Source organism: Cellulomonas composti (assembly GCF_007990245.1).
GTDB lineage: Bacteria > Actinomycetota > Actinomycetes > Actinomycetales > Cellulomonadaceae > Cellulomonas > Cellulomonas composti.
The window spans coordinates 114,867-130,194 of record NZ_BJWG01000001.1 but is presented as its reverse complement, the minus strand read 5'-3'; the positions used below and the strand labels follow the sequence as shown (position 1 = coordinate 130,194).

General features: G+C 75.4%; 12 protein-coding genes. 2 read left to right on the top strand and 10 right to left on the bottom strand.

What is annotated here, in order from left to right; all coding sequences use genetic code 11:
- Positions 1-5: 5 nt before the first annotated feature.
- From CCO02nite_RS00580 to CCO02nite_RS00565, 4 genes are all read right to left on the bottom strand, one after another.
- A complete protein-coding gene (locus CCO02nite_RS00580) occupies positions 6-1,355 on the bottom strand; it encodes a hypothetical protein (protein WP_146841031.1) in 1,350 nt (449 codons plus the stop codon).
- Positions 1,352-1,885 carry an RNA polymerase sigma factor gene (locus CCO02nite_RS00575; protein WP_146841030.1) on the bottom strand — a complete coding sequence of 178 codons (534 nt, stop codon included), beginning with the start codon at positions 1,883-1,885 and terminating at the stop codon, positions 1,352-1,354. The genes CCO02nite_RS00580 and CCO02nite_RS00575 overlap by 4 nt, the downstream gene beginning before the upstream one ends.
- 84 nt (positions 1,886-1,969) lie before the next feature.
- Positions 1,970-3,784: an ABC transporter ATP-binding protein gene (locus tag CCO02nite_RS00570; protein ID WP_146841029.1), complete on the bottom strand. Its 1,815-nt coding sequence runs from the start codon at positions 3,782-3,784 to the stop codon at positions 1,970-1,972.
- Positions 3,781-5,706 carry an ABC transporter ATP-binding protein gene (locus tag CCO02nite_RS00565; RefSeq protein WP_146841028.1) on the bottom strand — a complete coding sequence of 642 codons (1,926 nt, stop codon included), beginning with the start codon at positions 5,704-5,706 and terminating at the stop codon, positions 3,781-3,783. The genes CCO02nite_RS00570 and CCO02nite_RS00565 overlap by 4 nt, the downstream gene beginning before the upstream one ends.
- Positions 5,707-5,787: 81 nt before the next feature.
- Here CCO02nite_RS00565 and CCO02nite_RS00560 point away from each other — a divergent pair, with 81 nt between their 5' ends.
- Positions 5,788-6,429 (top strand): TIGR03085 family metal-binding protein, encoded by a 642-nt coding sequence (locus CCO02nite_RS00560; protein ID WP_146841027.1) that lies wholly within the window; start codon positions 5,788-5,790, stop codon positions 6,427-6,429.
- A 54-nt stretch (positions 6,430-6,483) separates the two neighbouring features.
- Here CCO02nite_RS00560 and hisF read toward each other — a convergent pair whose 3' ends face one another.
- From hisF to CCO02nite_RS00530, 6 genes are all read right to left on the bottom strand, one after another.
- Positions 6,484-7,254: an imidazole glycerol phosphate synthase subunit HisF gene (hisF, locus tag CCO02nite_RS00555; RefSeq protein ID WP_146841026.1), complete on the bottom strand. Its 771-nt coding sequence runs from the start codon at positions 7,252-7,254 to the stop codon at positions 6,484-6,486.
- A gap of 126 nt (positions 7,255-7,380) precedes the next feature.
- The gene (locus tag CCO02nite_RS00550) at positions 7,381-8,268 is read right to left on the bottom strand and encodes an FKBP-type peptidyl-prolyl cis-trans isomerase (protein WP_146841025.1); all 888 of its coding nucleotides are present in this window, start codon (positions 8,266-8,268) and stop codon (positions 7,381-7,383) included.
- 57 nt (positions 8,269-8,325) lie between these two features.
- Positions 8,326-9,687 carry a Pup--protein ligase gene (gene pafA / locus CCO02nite_RS00545; protein ID WP_146841024.1) on the bottom strand — a complete coding sequence of 454 codons (1,362 nt, stop codon included), beginning with the start codon at positions 9,685-9,687 and terminating at the stop codon, positions 8,326-8,328.
- A complete protein-coding gene (gene prcA, locus CCO02nite_RS00540) occupies positions 9,687-10,385 on the bottom strand; it encodes a proteasome subunit alpha (protein ID WP_146841023.1) in 699 nt (232 codons plus the stop codon). The genes pafA and prcA overlap by 1 nt, the downstream gene beginning before the upstream one ends.
- The gene (prcB, locus tag CCO02nite_RS00535) at positions 10,382-11,236 is read right to left on the bottom strand and encodes a proteasome subunit beta (protein ID WP_146841022.1); all 855 of its coding nucleotides are present in this window, start codon (positions 11,234-11,236) and stop codon (positions 10,382-10,384) included. The genes prcA and prcB overlap by 4 nt, the downstream gene beginning before the upstream one ends.
- Before the next feature lie 6 nt (positions 11,237-11,242).
- Positions 11,243-11,437: a ubiquitin-like protein Pup gene (locus CCO02nite_RS00530; RefSeq protein ID WP_146841021.1), complete on the bottom strand. Its 195-nt coding sequence runs from the start codon at positions 11,435-11,437 to the stop codon at positions 11,243-11,245.
- 145 nt (positions 11,438-11,582) lie between these two features.
- Here CCO02nite_RS00530 and CCO02nite_RS15585 point away from each other — a divergent pair, with 145 nt between their 5' ends.
- Positions 11,583-15,317 (top strand): SCO7613 C-terminal domain-containing membrane protein, encoded by a 3,735-nt coding sequence (locus tag CCO02nite_RS15585; protein WP_186812531.1) that lies wholly within the window; start codon positions 11,583-11,585, stop codon positions 15,315-15,317.
- The last annotated feature ends 11 nt before the right edge of the window (positions 15,318-15,328 follow it).

Sequence of the window (15,328 nt, the reverse complement as noted above, 5' to 3'; positions counted from 1 at the left end):
CCCGTTCACGCCGGTCGGCAGCCCAGCGGCTCGGCCGCGGTGACGGTGTCCGGGCAGGTCTCGGTCGAGATCCCCGCGTCGGGGCCGCCGAACCGGTCCTGCGTCGCGTCCGTGGTGATCTCGAGGCCGTCGACATCCGGACCGACGCGGTAGGTCGTGACGATCGGGTCACCCTCGGTCGTCGGGAAGGTCACGACGAGGGTCGCGCCCGTTCCCGTCGCCGCGTCGAGGCACGCCCAGGCCGTGGCGGGCACCTGCTCGCCCTGACCGAGGACGATCTCGCCGCACGTGCCGGTCGGCTCCGGCACGGCATGCCGCCCCAGATCGACCGACGACGCCGACGGACCCTCGGGCGCCGGGGCGCCGGTGAGGTACCAGGTCACGAGGCCGACGACGCCGTAGTCCCCCGCCGGCAGCGCGACGCCGCCGCAGTCGAGGCCGGCGAGCGGGAGCTCGAGCTCGACCGACGTCCCGGCCGTCGTGGTCGTCACGTACGGGTCCGCGTAGCCGACGACCGCACCGTCCGCGTCGGTGAACGCCAGGGTCGTCCGGGCCGAGACGAGCGTGGAGCCGGGGACGTCCTGCCACGACGCCGACAGTCGCGCGACCGCACCCGGCGTGCCGTCGTCGACGATGACCCCCGTCAGGTCGACCGCCCCCGACTCCGGCACGGTGGCCGGGACCGCGACGGGCGCTCCGCAGCCGAGGTCCTCCTGCCCGTCGGCCAGCCGCACGGGAAGCCCGCCGCCGAGCGCGACGTGCTCGGTCTCCATCCCGCTCGCCACGGCCCGCTGGTACGCGTACACGCGGTAGTCGCCGTCGGGCAGCAGCTGCCCGGTGCCGCAGTCGACCGGATCGATCCCGACGGACGTCAGAGACCGCCCGCGCGCCGCGAGCTCGCCGTCACCGAACGGCTGCGACCCGACCGCGACGACGCGCCCGTCCTGCACCAGGTAGACCGCCCCCGGCGTGGCCGCGACGTCGAGCGCCGCCTCGCCGCGTCCCTCGAGCAGGACGGCCGCACCGACGCCCCAGGAGGGCGTCGCGTCGTGGAACACGCTCACGACGAGGTCCTCGTCCGCGACCGTCGCGGGCATCACGTCGCCGCACGTCGGCGCGCCGGTCGGCACGACGCCGGTCGGTGCCGGCTGCGCCGGCGGGGCGCTCGTCGTCCAGGACGCGTGCGGCACGGCGAGCGCGACGGCCGCGACGACCGCGACGGCGCCGACCGTGGTGCCACCGACGCGGCGCCGGCGGCGCTGCGCGGCGCGCGCGTCGATCCGGTGGACGTCGAGCGCAACGGTGGGCGCGTCCTGCTCGAGCGCGCGCAGCGAGCGTCGCAGGTCGTAGGTCATCGCGGGTTCCTCCCGATCACGACGTGCTCACCTTCCTGGTCGTCCACCGGGCCGAGCACCGCGCTCATGCGCGCGTTCGCCTCGCTGAGGTAGCGCTTGACCGCACCCTCCGAGACACCGAGCGCATCGGCGATCTCCCGTCCGGACAGGTCCTCGACGTAGCGCAGCACGGTGCACGCGCGCTGCCGCGGGCTCAGCGTCGCGAGCGCCGTCTCCAGCAGCGAGGCCCCGACGACCTCGGCGGCCGCGTCCGGCACCTCGTCGGGTGTCGCGACGAGGTGCCGGACGCGCCGCCAGCGCTGCGCTCGTCGGCCCTCGTCCACGACCATCGTGAGCATCACGCGACGGACGTAGGACTCGAGCGTCACGACGTCGCGCAGCCGGGGCTTGCGGGCGAGCACCCGGGCGACCGCCTCCTGGACGAGGTCCTGCGCGTCGGCAGTGCTGCCGGTGAGCAGGTAGCCGTAGCGCGTCAGCGCGGGCCCCCGCTCGCGCACCAGCGCGTCGAGCGTGCTCGACCAGGTGTGCATCGGCTCTCCTCGTCCGCGGCGCGACCCGGGCGGGCCGTCAACTACCACGACGTTCTCGGCACCCGTTCGGTTGGGGACGAGCGCTCAGCGGGTCTGGGCCATCCAGGCGGCGTGCATCTGCGCGTACGGGCCGTCCTGCCCGACGAGCTCGTCGTGGTGACCGTGCTGGACGACGCGGCCGCGGTCGACGACGACCACGGCGTCCGCGGCCTCGGCGGTCGAGAGGCGGTGCGCGATGGTGATCGTCGTGCGGCCCGCGGTGAGCCCGCCGAGCGCGCGCGCGATGCGCACCTCGGTCGCCGGGTCGACGGCCGAGGTCGCCTCGTCGAGCAGCAGCACGTCCGCGTCGGCGAGGTAGGCGCGCGCCAGGGCGACGAGCTGGCGCTCGCCCGCGGACAGCGACTCACCGCGCTGGCCCACAGGAGTCGCGAGGCCGGCGGGCAGCTCGTCGACCCACGTCGCCAGTCCGAGGGCGTCGATCGCGGCGCGCACGCGCGGGTCGTCGGGGCTCGGGTGCAGCGCCAGGTCCTCGCCGCGCAGGCCGTAGGCGATGTTCTCGGCCAACGTGCCGTCGAACAGGAACCCCTCCTGCGGCACCAGCACGACGCGCCGGCGCAGGTGCTCGAGCCGGACGTCGCGCACGTCGGTGCCGTCGAGCAGCACCGCGCCGTCCGTCGGGTCCATGAACCGGGCGACGAGCCGCGCGATCGTCGTCTTGCCCGAGCCCGTGGCCCCCACGACCGCCACCGACGAACCGGCGGGGACGACGACGTCGACGTCCTGCAGCACCGGCGGGCCGTCCGGGTACGCGAAGTGCACGCCGCGCAGCTCGACGTGCGCCGCCGCACGCGGGCTGGGAGCGCCGGCGTGCGCCGGATCGGCCACCTCGACGGGCGTCTCGAGCACCCCGAGCACGCGCCGCCAGCCCGCGACGGCGTTCTGCAGCTCGTTGAGGATCTCGGTCGCCATCTGCACCGGGCCCGTGAACAGCTGCACGAGGAACAGGAACGCGAGCAGGCTGCCGGCGCTGACGTCGCCCGCGACACCGAGGTGCGTGCCGAGGACGATCACGGCCGCGAGCACGAGGTTCGCGACGAGCACGCCCGAGGCGAACGTCGCGCCGACGAGGTTCTGCGCGCGGACCATCGCACGCCGTGTACCGCTCACCGAACCGTCGATGCGCCGCTGCGTGCGGCCCGCCGCGCCGTACGCCCGGATCGTCTCGGCACCGACGACCGCCTCGGACACCGCGCCGAGCATCGCGCCGTAGCGCTCGCGCACGAAGGAGTACCGCCGGTTCACGCGCTTCTGCAGCACCGGGAGGACCAGCGCGAGCGGCAGGAAGCCGAGGTACACGATCAGCGTGAGCTGCCAGGAGTACACGGCCATGAGCACCGTGGCGACGCCGATCTGGAGCACCGAGACGAGCAGCATGATGCCGCCCCACTGCACGAACAACGAGATGGTGTCGACGTCCGAGGTCACGCGGCTGACGAGGCTCCCGCGGCGCTCGGTGTCGCGCGTGAGCACCGACAGGTCGTGCACGTGCCGGAACGCGCGCCGCCGCAGCGTGAGTAGGCCGGCCTCGCTCGACCGGAACAGCCGGATGTTCACCACCGCGGAGCACGCCGCGCCGAGCAGCAGGCCGATCGCCGCGATCGTCGCGAGCGTCACGACCCGGGCGGTGTCAGGGCCGCCCTCGGCGAGGATCCCGGTGTCGACGGTCTGCTGGACCGCGATCGGGACGAGCACCCGCCCGACGGCCGCCGCGACCGCGAGCAGGATCGTCACCGTCAGCCCCTGCGCCAGCTCGGGCGAGACGCGCAGGCCGTGGCGCAGGGTCGCGCGCACGCTCGCGGTGCTCGTCGGGCTCATACCCGTCGAGGTGCCGGCGCTCATGCCACACCCCCGTCGTCGTCGCGCGCGTCGGACCCGGACCCGACGAGGTCGAGCGCCTCGTCCCAGTCCGCACCCTCGCGGCGCGCGCTCTCGCGCTCGTACGCCGTCGCGAGCTCGCGGTAGCCCGCGTCGCGAGCGAGCAGCTCGGCGTGCGTGCCGCGGTCGACGACGCGGCCACCGTCGACGTGCACGACCTCGTCGGCCAGCAGCACCGACGACATGCGGTACGCGACGAGCAGCACGGTCGGGGCGTCGCCGCGCTCGCGCAGCCCGCGCAGGATGGCCTGCTCGATGCGGGGGTCGACCGCCGAGGTCGCGTCGTCCAGCACGAGCACGCTCGGCCGGCGCACCAGGGCCCGCGCGAGTGCGAGGCGCTGCCGCTGACCGCCCGACAGGTTCGCGCCGCGCTCGCCGAGCCGGGCGTCGAGGCCGCCGGGCAGGGCCGCGACCGTCTCGTCGAGCCGCGCGAGCCGCAGCGCCTCCCACACGTCGTCGTCGGACGTCCCGGCGTCGTCGGACCCGCCGGTGCCGTCGGGTCCGGGCGCCGCGTCGTCGTCCGCGAGCGTGACGTTGCCACGCACGGTGTCCTCGAACACGAACGCCTGCTGCGCGACGAACGCGACGTGCCGCGCCAGGTCCGCCGGGCGCACGTCGCGCAGGTCGAGCCCGTCGACCGTGACCGCGCCGCGGCTGGGGTCGTCGAGCCGCGCGACGAGCTGCACCAGGCTGGTCTTTCCCGACCCGGTGGCCCCGACGATCGCGACCGTGCGGCCCGCAGGAACCTGCAGGTCGACGTCCTGCACGAGCACGTGGTGACCGTGCGTCGTCGCGACCGTGCGCGTGACGTCGTCGAACGCGACCGCCGCCGCACCGTGCGGGTGCCACGGCAGCTCGCCTGCGGGCAACGCGCCGCGCGAGTCGACGACGCGCGCCACCCGGTCGTACCCGACGAGGGCGCGCGGCAGCTCCCCGAGCACCCAGCCGAACGAGCGCACCGGCACGGAGAACAGGGTCAGCAGGTAGGCCGCGGCGACGACGTCCCCGGTGCCGATCGCGCCCTCGGTGACCCGCACGGTCCCGACGACGAGCACGAGCAGCGTGCCCAGGCCCGGCAGCACGTCGATGATCGGGTCGAAGAACGCCCGCACGACGCCCACGTGGACGTTGGCGCGCGCGAGCTCACCCGCCCGGGCAGCGAACCGCGCCTCCTCGCGCGCCTGCGTGCCCAGCGCCGTGACCAGCGTGGCCGCCTCGAAGCTCTCGTGCGCGATGTCCGCGACCTCGGCCCGCAGCTGCTGCGCGTGCGCGATCGCGGGCGACATCCGGCGCTGGAACACCAGGTTCACGACGATCGCGACCGGCAGGATCGCGAGCGCCGCGAACGCGAGCCAGACGTCGGTCAGGAACAGCATCACGGCTGCCACGACGAGCATGACGACGACGCCGAGCGCGAACGGGAACGGGTTGAACACGCCGGTGGCCGCCTCGACGTCGGCACCGGCGTTCGACAGGAGCTGGCCCGTGGGGTGCCGGCGGTGCCAGGTCATCGGCAGTCGCAGGTACTGGCGCGTGACGCGCAGCCGGTGGTCCTCCTGGATCTGCGCGTAGCCGAGACCCGCGAAGATGCGCCGCCCGGCCACGCTCAGCGCGAGCGTGATCGCGACCAGGACCATCACCGCGCCGGCCCACCAGATCCGCCCCTGCGCGACGTCGTCGCCCGCCAGCGCGGGCACGACGACCTCGTCGGTCGCCCAGCCGAGCACCCGGCTCACGGCCACGGTCGCCGCGCCGAACACCGCGGACGTGCCGATCGCGACCGTGTACGTCCAGGGGTGGGCCCGCAGACCGCGCCAGATCAGCGTCGTGGCCCGGCGAGGGGCCGATCCGCTCAGCCCCATGGGGCTGGGTGCGGGCGCAGGCATGAAGACGGCCTTCCGGAGGGGGTGGCCGCCATCGTCTCACGTCGCTGCGCGCGCTCGTCCGGTCCGTGCCAGCATGTGCCGGTGACCTGGCACGAGAGCCTGCGGGCCGACCTGACCGCCGCGCTGCGCAGCGCCGGACCCGACGCGCCGACCCTGTGCGAGGGCTGGCGGACGCGTCACCTCGCGGCGCACGTCGTGCTGCGCGAACGTTCCGTGAAGGTCGGGCTCGGGCTCGTCGTACGCCCGCTCGCGAACAGCGCCGAGCACGCGATCCAGGAGCTCGCGGCGGGCGCCGAGTCGCCCGAGGGCTACACCGCGCTCGTCGGACAGGTGGCGGCGGGGCCCTCACGCTGGCACCCCGTCGCGTGGGCGCCCGACGCCGCCAACACCACCGAGCTCTGGGTGCACACGCAGGACGTCCTGCGTGGCGACGGCGCACGCCCGGCGTCGCCCGCACCCGAGCTCGACGACGAGCTGTGGCGCCAGGTCGAGCGGGCCTCGCGGCTCAGCCTGCGCGGCGTGCCCACCGGGGTCGTGCTCGTGCGCGACGGAGGCGAGCGCCGGCGTGCCCGCGCACCGCACGGCGAGAACGGCACGGTCGTCGTGCGGGGCGGTGCGGGCGAGCTGCTGCTGTGGCTCAACGGGCGCGGCGCCGCGGCCGGCGTCACGTTCGAGGGGCCCACCCCCGACGTCGCCGCGCTCGCCGCGCGCCTGCCGGTCTGAGCGCGATCCGGTCTGAGGACGATCGGCGCTGACGACGATCCACGCTGAAGACGGTCAGCGCACGACGACGCCCGCGGCGCGCATCGCGGCCTTGACCTCGCCGATCGTGAGCGCGCCGAAGTGGAACACGCTCGCCGCGAGCACCGCGTCGGCACCCGCCTGCGCGGCCTCGACGAAGTGCTGCGGTGTCCCGGCGCCCCCGGACGCGATCAGCGGAACGGCCACCTCGGCCCGGACGTCGCGCAGCATCTCCAGGTCGAAGCCCGCAGTCGTGCCGTCGGCGTCCATCGAGTTGAGCAGCACCTCGCCCGCGCCGAGCGCGACCGCACGCGCGGCCCACGCGACCGCGTCGATGCCGGTGCCGCGACGGCCGCCGTGCGTCGTCACCTCGTACCCCGACTCCGTGCGGGTCTCGCCCGTCACGCGGCGCGCGTCGACCGACAGGACGAGGACCTGGCTGCCGAACCGGTCGGCGATCTCCGCGACCAGCTCCGGGCGCGCGATCGCCGCGGTGTTCACGCCGACCTTGTCCGCGCCGGCCCGCAGCAGGCGGTCCACGTCGTCGACGCTGCGCACGCCACCGCCGACGGTCAGCGGCACGAACACCTCGCCCGCGGTGCGGTGCACGACCTCGTAGGTCGTCTCGCGGTTGCCGGACGAGGCCGACACGTCCAGGAACGTCAGCTCGTCGGCGCCCTCGGCGTCGTAGCGGTGCGCGAGCTCGACAGGATCGCCCGCGTCGCGCAGGTTCGCGAAGTTCACGCCCTTGACGACGCGGCCCGCGTCGACGTCCAGGCACGGGATGACGCGCACGGCCACGCTCACGACGACCTCCTCACCACCGGGGGCCTCCCCCGCACGGTCATCCTGCCGCGCCCGGCACCGTCCGCGCCGCCGTGTCCACGGCCGTGTGCACGGGCAAGGTCCACGGCCAGGGTCTACGGGCGAGCGTCACCCGTCGCCGGTCGAGCCCAGCGGCGCGCGCGAGTCGAGGATGTCCACCACGAACACCACGGTCTGGCCGGCGAGCTCCTCGCTCTGCGTCACGCCCAGCGGGTAGGACGGCGGGACGACGACCATGACCTGCGACCCGGTCGTCTGGTCGACGAGCGCGTCCGCCCACGTCGGCACGTCGAGCAGGGACAGCGAGACCGGGATGCGCTGGCCCCACGTCGAGTCGAACTCCACGCCGTCCCAGGCCCACCCGGTGTACTGCACGGTGATCGTGTCCTTCGCGGCGACCTGTCGGCCGGTTCCGCGCAGCAACGGCTGGGTGACCAGCTCGGTCGGCGCGTCGCCGGTCGCCGGCGTCAGGCTCGGGCGCCCGTCGTCGTCCCGGGTCACCGTCGGCAGGTCCGTACGTGTGACGTCCACGGGGTCACCGGACGCGCGCGTCGGCAGCACGTCGATCACCGTCACGGTCGGGTAGTCCGTCGCGGACTCGTCGCTCGAGGGCGGGCTGATCTGCAGCAGCCGCGCGCCGACGTGCTGCCCGACGAGCGTGTGGTAGAGGTCCTCACCCAGGTCCTGCGGCGTGAGGAACTGCGAGCTCGGGTTCGTCGAGTAGCTCTCGCGCACCAGGGTCGCGTCGGTCGCGTTCTCGAGCCAGTAGTCGATGAGCACCGGCTGGTCCGCCTCGAGCACGGGCCCGGTGCCGTCCCAGATCGTCTCGCGCTGAGTCTTGTCGACCGCGAGCGGCGCGACGTAGGTGAGGGTCGGTGCGACCCCGGCGTCGCCGGTCACGGTCACCTCGATCGGCTCGGGTGGCGCGTCGGTGCAGGCCGCCAGGGCGAGCACCGCGAGGGCCACGACGGCGCAGGCCGTCCGGAGTCGTCGCACGTCCACCTCTCCTCGCACGGGAGTGCAGCCTGACACTGTACGTGCCCGACCCGTGCGCTACATCGACTCGATCAGGCGCTCCACGCGGTCGTCGACCGACCGGAACGGGTCCTTGCACAGCACGGTGCGCTGCGCCTGGTCGTTGAGCTTGAGGTGCACCCAGTCGACGGTGTAGTCCCGCCGTGCCTCCTGGGCCGCGCGCACGAAGTCGCCGCGCAGCTTGGCGCGCGTCGTCTGCGGCGGCAGCGCGGTCGCCTCGAACACCTCGAGGTCCGTCGTCACCCGGTCCACGAGACCCTTCGCCGCCAGGAGGTTGTACAGGCCTTCGGTGCGCGAGATGTCGTGGTACGCCAGGTCGAGGCGCTGCACGCGCACGTCCGAGAGCGGCAGGTCGTGCTTGGCGCGGTAGCGCTCGATCAGCCGGCACTTGATCACCCAGTCGAGCTCACGCTCGACGAGCGAGAGGTCGTCGGTGCGCAGCGCCCGCAGCCCGCGCTCCCACAGGTCGAGCACCTGCTTCGTCTCGGCCCCCGCGCCGCCGTGCTGCTCGACGAAGTCCGTCACCCGCTCCAGGTACTCGTCCTGCAGGTCGATCGCCGTCACCGTCCGCCCGTTCGCGAGCGTGACGGGGTGCCGGCCGGACATGTCGTGGCTGATCTCGCGGATCGCACGGATCGGGTTCTCGAGCGACAGGTCCCGCATCGGGACGCCCGCCTCGATCATGCGCAGGAGCAGGTCCGTGCTGCCGATCTTGAGCATCGTCGTCGTCTCGGACATCGACGAGTCGCCGACGATCACGTGCAGGCGCCGGAAGTGCTCGGCGTCGGCGTGCGGCTCGTCGCGCGTGTTGATGATCGGACGCGACCGCGTGGTCGCGCTCGAGACCGCCTCCCAGATGTGGTCGGCGCGCTGCGAGAGGCAGTACTGCGCGCCCCGCGGCGTGATGAGCACCTTGCCCGCACCCGTGAGGATCTGGCGCGTGATGAGGAACGGCACGAGCACGTCCGACAGGCGTGCGAAGTCGCCCTGCCGCCGCACCAGGTAGTTCTCGTGGCAGCCGTAGGAGTTGCCCGCGGAGTCGGTGTTGTTCTTGAACAGGTGGATCCGCCCGGGCAGCCCCTCGTGCTCGAGGCGCTGCTGCGCGTCCGCGACCAGCCCCTCCAGGATCCGCTCGCCCGCGCGGTCGTGCGTGACGAGCTGGCGCACGTCGTCGCACTCGGCCGTCGCGTACTCCGGGTGCGAGCCGACGTCGAGGTACAGACGCGACCCGTTGCGCAGGAAGACGTTCGACGACCGGCCCCAGGCGACGACCTTGCGGAACAGGTACCGCGCGACCTCGTCGGCCGACAGCCCGCGACCGTCCGTCGCGGCGCACGTCACGCCGTACTCCGTCTCGATCCCGAAGATCCGCTTGTCCATCAGCCCTCCAGCAGATCGGCCAGCTGCTCGCCCGCGAGGCGCTTGAACGCGCGCCGCGGCCGGGTCCGGTCGAGCACCGCGACCTCGAGCTGCGCGGACGTGAGCGTGCGCTGCTCGCCACCCTCCTCGACCGGCGACCCGAGCACGCGCACCGCGAGCCCGAGCACCTGCGGCAGCGTCATGCCCTCGCCCCAGCCCTCCGCGACCAGCCCGCCGAGCCGGTCGGCCTGGCCGCCCATCACGACGAAGCCATGCTCGTCGGCCACCGAACCGTCGTAGGTGAGGCGGTAGATCTGGTCGGTGTCCGGCGTGCGTCCCACCTCGGCGACCACGAGCTCGACCTCGAGCGGCTTCGACTCCGTGGTGAAGACCGTGCCGAGCGTCTGCGCGTACGCGTTCGCGAGCGCACGGGCCGTCACGTCCACGCGGTCGTAGGAGTAGCCGCGCAGGTCGGCGTAGCGCACCCCGGCCACGCGCAGGTTCTCGAACTCGTTGTACTTGCCGACCGCGGCGAACGCGATCCGGTCGTAGATCTCCGAGACCTTGTGCAGCGCCCGCGAGGCGTTCTCGGTCGCGAACGCGATGCCCTCGTCGTACTGCAGCACGACGACCGAGCGGCCGCGCGCGATGCCCTTGCGCGCGTAGTCCGCGCGGTCCTTCATGAGCTGCTCGGGTGAGACGTAGAACGGCATGCTCATCGCGCACCCCCACGCTCGTGCCCGCGGTCATGTGCCGCGCGCCTGCGTCCCTCGACGTCCGCGACGACCGCCGCGAGCTCGTCGTCGGGAACGCGCAGGTAACCGGCCTGCGTCACGGTCGCGACGACCGGCCAGATCCGGCGGGTGCTGTCCGGGCCCCCGGTCGCCGAGTCGTCGTCCGCGGCATCGACGAGCGCCTCGACCGCGACCGCGACGCCGTCCGCGCTCGACATCGCGTGGCGCCACAGCTTCTTGAGCGAGCCGCGCGCGAAGACCGAACCCGAACCCACCGCGTGGTGGTCGTGCTCCTCGTAACGGCCGCCCGTGACGTCGTAGGAGAAGATCCGCCCGATCCGGCGCTCCAGGTCGAAGCCGCCGAACTGCGGAACGACCGCGAGCCCTTGGATCGCGAGGCCCAGGTTGCCGCGGATCATCGTCGCGAGGCGGTTCGCCTTGCCGTCGAGCGAGAGGACGCTGCCCTCGATCTTCTCGTAGTGCTCGAGCTCGAGCTGGAACAGCCGGACCAGCTCGACGGCCAGCCCGGCCGTGCCGGCGATGCCGACCGCCGAGTAGTCGTCGGCCGGGAAGACCTTCTCGATCTCGCGGCTCGCGATCATCGAGCCCATCGTCGCGCGCCGGTCACCCGCCATGACGATGCCGTCCGCCGTGACCAACGCGACGATCGTCGTGCCGTGCGGTGCGACGAGGTCACCCGCGCCGGCCGCCATCGGGCGGTTGCCGGGCAGCAGGCCCGGTGCGTACGCACCGAGGAACTCGACGAACGACGACGAGCCCGGCGTGAGGAAGGCGGCCGGCAACCGGCCGGCCGCGAACGGGTCAGCGTGCGTCATGGGCGCTCACTGACCGCCCTTCTGCACGAACCCGCGCACGAACTGCTCGGCGTTCTGCTCCAGGACGTCGTCGATCTCGTCCAGCAGGGCGTCCACCTCGGCGTCGCGCGCCTGGGCGGCGGGCGTGGCCGGTGCCGGGGGGGCGTCGTCGATCGGTTCCTCGTCGTCACGACGCGGGTTGACGCGTTCCTGACCTGCCATGTCCGTCTCCTTCGCCTCGACGTCCCTCCGATCACACCCTAGGCCCATCGGCCGGGCGGCTCACGGACGTCTCGTCGCCGTCCTCACCCGGACGCACCACGCGAACCGGTCCCCGCGGCGCCCGTGCACTGCGAGGATGCGCGCCATGGACGACGCGATCCTGGACGCGGCCCGGCGCCGCCTGCTCGACACACTGACGTGCCCGGCGTGCCGCACGTGGCTGGTGGGCACCGCGTGCCCGGCGTGCGGGCTGGACCTGGCCGGCGCGGACGGCGCGACGATCTGGCAGGCCTCGCACGCCGCCGCTGGGGCGGTCGCGCACCGCGAGGACGTCGTGCGGCGCGTCCTCGCCGAGCAGTACGCACGCCGGTCCGCGCCGACCCCGGCGCCCGCACCCGCACCCGTCCAACCCGCGTCCGTCCAGCCCGCATCCGTCCGGCCCGCGTCCGTCCAGCCTGCGCCCGTCCACCCCCCATCCGGCCACCCAGCACCCCTCCACCCCGCGCCGGGCGCGCCTTCGGTCAGCGCGCCTCCGGTCGGGCCGCCCGCGTACCGGGCGAGCCCGGCGGCCCCGCGGCCGGCGCGCGCGCCGTGGCCGGTGCAGACCGTCCTCGTCGTGCTCGGCGCCTCGCTGCTGGCCCTCGCGGGCCTCGTGTTCCTCGCGTTCACGTGGGACGTGCTGTCGCTGCCCGTGCGCGCGCTCGTCGTCGCGGTCGCGACCGGCGGCGTGCTCGTGCTGGCCGTCGCGCTGCGCCGGCGCGGGCTGGATCAGTCGGCGGAGGCGGTCGCGGGCCTGGGCGCCGCGCTCGTCCTGCTGGACGCGTGGGCGGTGCGTGCGACCGGCCTCGTGACAGCGGTCAGCGGCACGACCTACGCGGTCGGCGCGCTCGTCGTGTGCGCGGCGGTCCTCGCGTGCTACGGCCTGGCCACGGGCCTGCGCGCGGGCACGGTCGCGGCCGCGGTGCTCGTCCCGGCCGTCGCGGTGCCCTTGGCACTGGCCGCCGACGGCCCGGCGCAGGTCGCGCTCGCGTTCCTCGCGTCGCTCGCCCTCACGACGCTCCGGTTCGTGCCGACCGGTGCACGCGCGCTGCGCGCCGAGCGCCGGGTGCTGGGTGTCGCCGCGGCCGGCTGCGCGGGCGTGGCCGGAGTCGTGATCGCCGGCGCGCTCGTGCTCGACCGCGCGTTCGAGGGCGAGTTCGACGTCGGGTCGACCGGGGTGCTGGCGGCCGCCGCGCTCGCCGTGCTGCTCCTGGGCGCCCAGGCGGTCCTCGCCCGCGGCACCCGTCGTGCCGGGCGAGCCTGGGCCGCCGGGACGCTCGTCCTGGCCACCGCGGTCGCCGCGGCCGCGGTCCCTGCCCTCCCGGGTGCCTCGGTGTGGTCGCTGCCGGCCGCCGCGGGCGTCGCGCTCGCCGCTCAGGGCTGCGCGCTCGCCGGCATCGCCCGGCGGCCCCGCCTCGACGCGCTCGTGCGCACCGGCGCCGCCGCCTCGCTCGCGACCGCGCTGCTGCTCGCGGTCCCCGACGCCGTCCTGGCCGGGTTCGCGGTGCTCGCACGGTTCGCCGGGGAGCTGGACGCGCCCGACGAGGCCGCGTCCACGCTCGTCGGCGCCGCGGTCCTCGCCGGGGCGCTGCTCGTGGCCGGTCTGCGGGCGCCCGCCTGGCGGCACGCGGGTCTCGTGCTCGCGACCGTCACGCTGGTGGCCGCTCCCCTGCTGCTCGTGCCCGGACCCGTCGCGCTCGCGCTCACGCTCGCCGCGCTCGTCGCCGGAGGCGCGCTCGCCTCGGTCCGCACGGCGCCGGCCTGGCGGGTGCACCCGAGGCTGCTCGCCGTGCTCGCGGCCCTCGCGGGTGTGGCCGCGACGCTGCCGGACGCGGGGGCGTCGGCCCTCGCGCTCGCCGTCGCCGCGGGGCTCGCCGTGACCGCCCGGACGTGGTCGGTGCGGTCGTCGACCGCGGGTCCTGCGCGCGCGGCCTGCTCGGTCGCCGCCGCGGTGCTCGCCTGGTGCGCGCTGGTGCAGGTCGGCGCCGTCGTCGACCTCGCCGGTGCCGACGCCGCGTGCCTCGCCGCGGCCCTCGTCGGCTCCGCGTGCGTCGTGGTCGCGCTGCGCGGCACGACGAGCGTCGAGGCGAACGCCCTGCTCGCGACGGCCGCGGTCGGCGAGGCGGTGACCTGGGCGGTCGCGGTCCTCGGGCGCGGCGACGCCGCCGCTCGGACGCCGGCCGACCTGGTCGCCGCCTGGCGCGACGGCCGCACGAGCGGGATCGGCGCGCTCGTCGTCGGTGCCTTCGTGGTGGTGCAAGCACTCGTGGTCGGGCACCCGGCCCGGCGCGGGACCGACGCGCACGACTCGGCGACGTCCGACGTACCGCCGGCGGCCGGGATCCTCGCCGCCCGGGTCATCGCTGCCGGTCTCGTCGCACCCGCCGCGGCGGCCTGGGTCGGCACGCTGCACGCGCTCGCGGGCGTCCCGGACCGCGCGGCCGCGCTGCTCGTCGTGACCGTGATCGGCCTCGCGTCGGTCCAACTCGTGCGGCCGGGTGCGTCCGCGCGCGCGGTGGTCCAGGTCGCCGGGGCCGCGACGGCCGCGATCGGGCTGCTCACGGCCTGGTCGACCGGCACGGACCACGTCGCGACGATTCAGCTCGTGCTCGCGGCGGGCACGGCGGCGGCGCTCGCGCGCGAACCGGGCCGGCGGTCGCTGCGCTGGTGGGCGCTCGGCCTGCTCGCGGCCGCGTCGTGGAACGGGCTCGCGGTCGAGTCGGTCGGGGTGCCCGAGGCGTACCTCGCGCCCTGGGGCGTGGTGCTGGCCGGGATCGGGGCGCGCCGCGTCCGGCGCGGCGGCGACGGCGCGGCCCTCGTCGGTGTCGGGACCCTCATGGTCGGCCTGCCGTCGGCGCTCGTCGACGAGCCCTGGCACCTGGGCACGACCGCCGTCGAGCGCGGCACGGTGCTGACCCTCGGGCTCCTCGTCGTCGCCGCCGTGGCGGCGCGCCTCGCCGGGCCGGGGCCGCGCGGCGCCGCTGCCCTCGCGGCCGCCGAGGCCGCCGCCCTGCTCGCGGTGCTGGGACCGCTGCGACGGGCCGCCGTGGCGCTGACGGGCACCACGGACCTCGTCGAGGCTTACGCGCTGCCCGCGGCGGCCGTCCTCGGGCTCGCGCTCGTCGCGCTGCGGCGCTCCCGCGGGCTGTCCCGGCCGGCGCTGGTCGCCGCCTCCTGGCTGCTGCTCGCCGTCGCGACGGTGCCGACGCTCGTCGCCGCGCTCACGGCATCCGCCGCGCCCGGCGGGTCGGCCGCGCAGGTGGTGCGGATCGCCGCGCTGGCGGTGGTCGCGTCGGTGCTCGCGGTCGGCGGCGCGGCGACCGGTCGGCCGGTGCCGCGCGCCCAGGGGCTCGCGCTGCTCGCCGCGCTCACGCTCGTCGCGCTCGCCGCGCAGGTCGAGGCCGGTCCGGCGCCCGACGCGCTGCTCGCCATGGCCGGCGCCGTCTCACTCGTCATCGGCGTGCTCGACCTGCGGCGCGGTCCGGTGGGCTCGTGGCCAGCGCTCGGACCGGGGCTCGTCGCGGTGCTCGTCCCGACGTTCGTCGGGCTGCAGGTGGAGCCGACCGCGTGGCGCGTCGCGGTGGTGGTCGTCGGCGGCGTCCTCGCGGTCGGCGCGGGCGCGCGGCAGCGGCTGCAGGCGCCGTTCGTCGTGGGCACGCTCGTGCTCACGGCCGAGGTCGTCGTGCAGCTCGTCGCGGCGGCCGGCCCGGTGCTCGGCCGGGTCGGCTGGTGGCCGCTGCTGTTCGTCGGCGGTGCCCTGCTGACCGCGCTCGGCATCACCTACGAGGCGCGGCTGCGCGACGCGCGCGAGGCCGCGCGCTACGTCGGCTCGATGCGCTGAGGTCGCGGGCG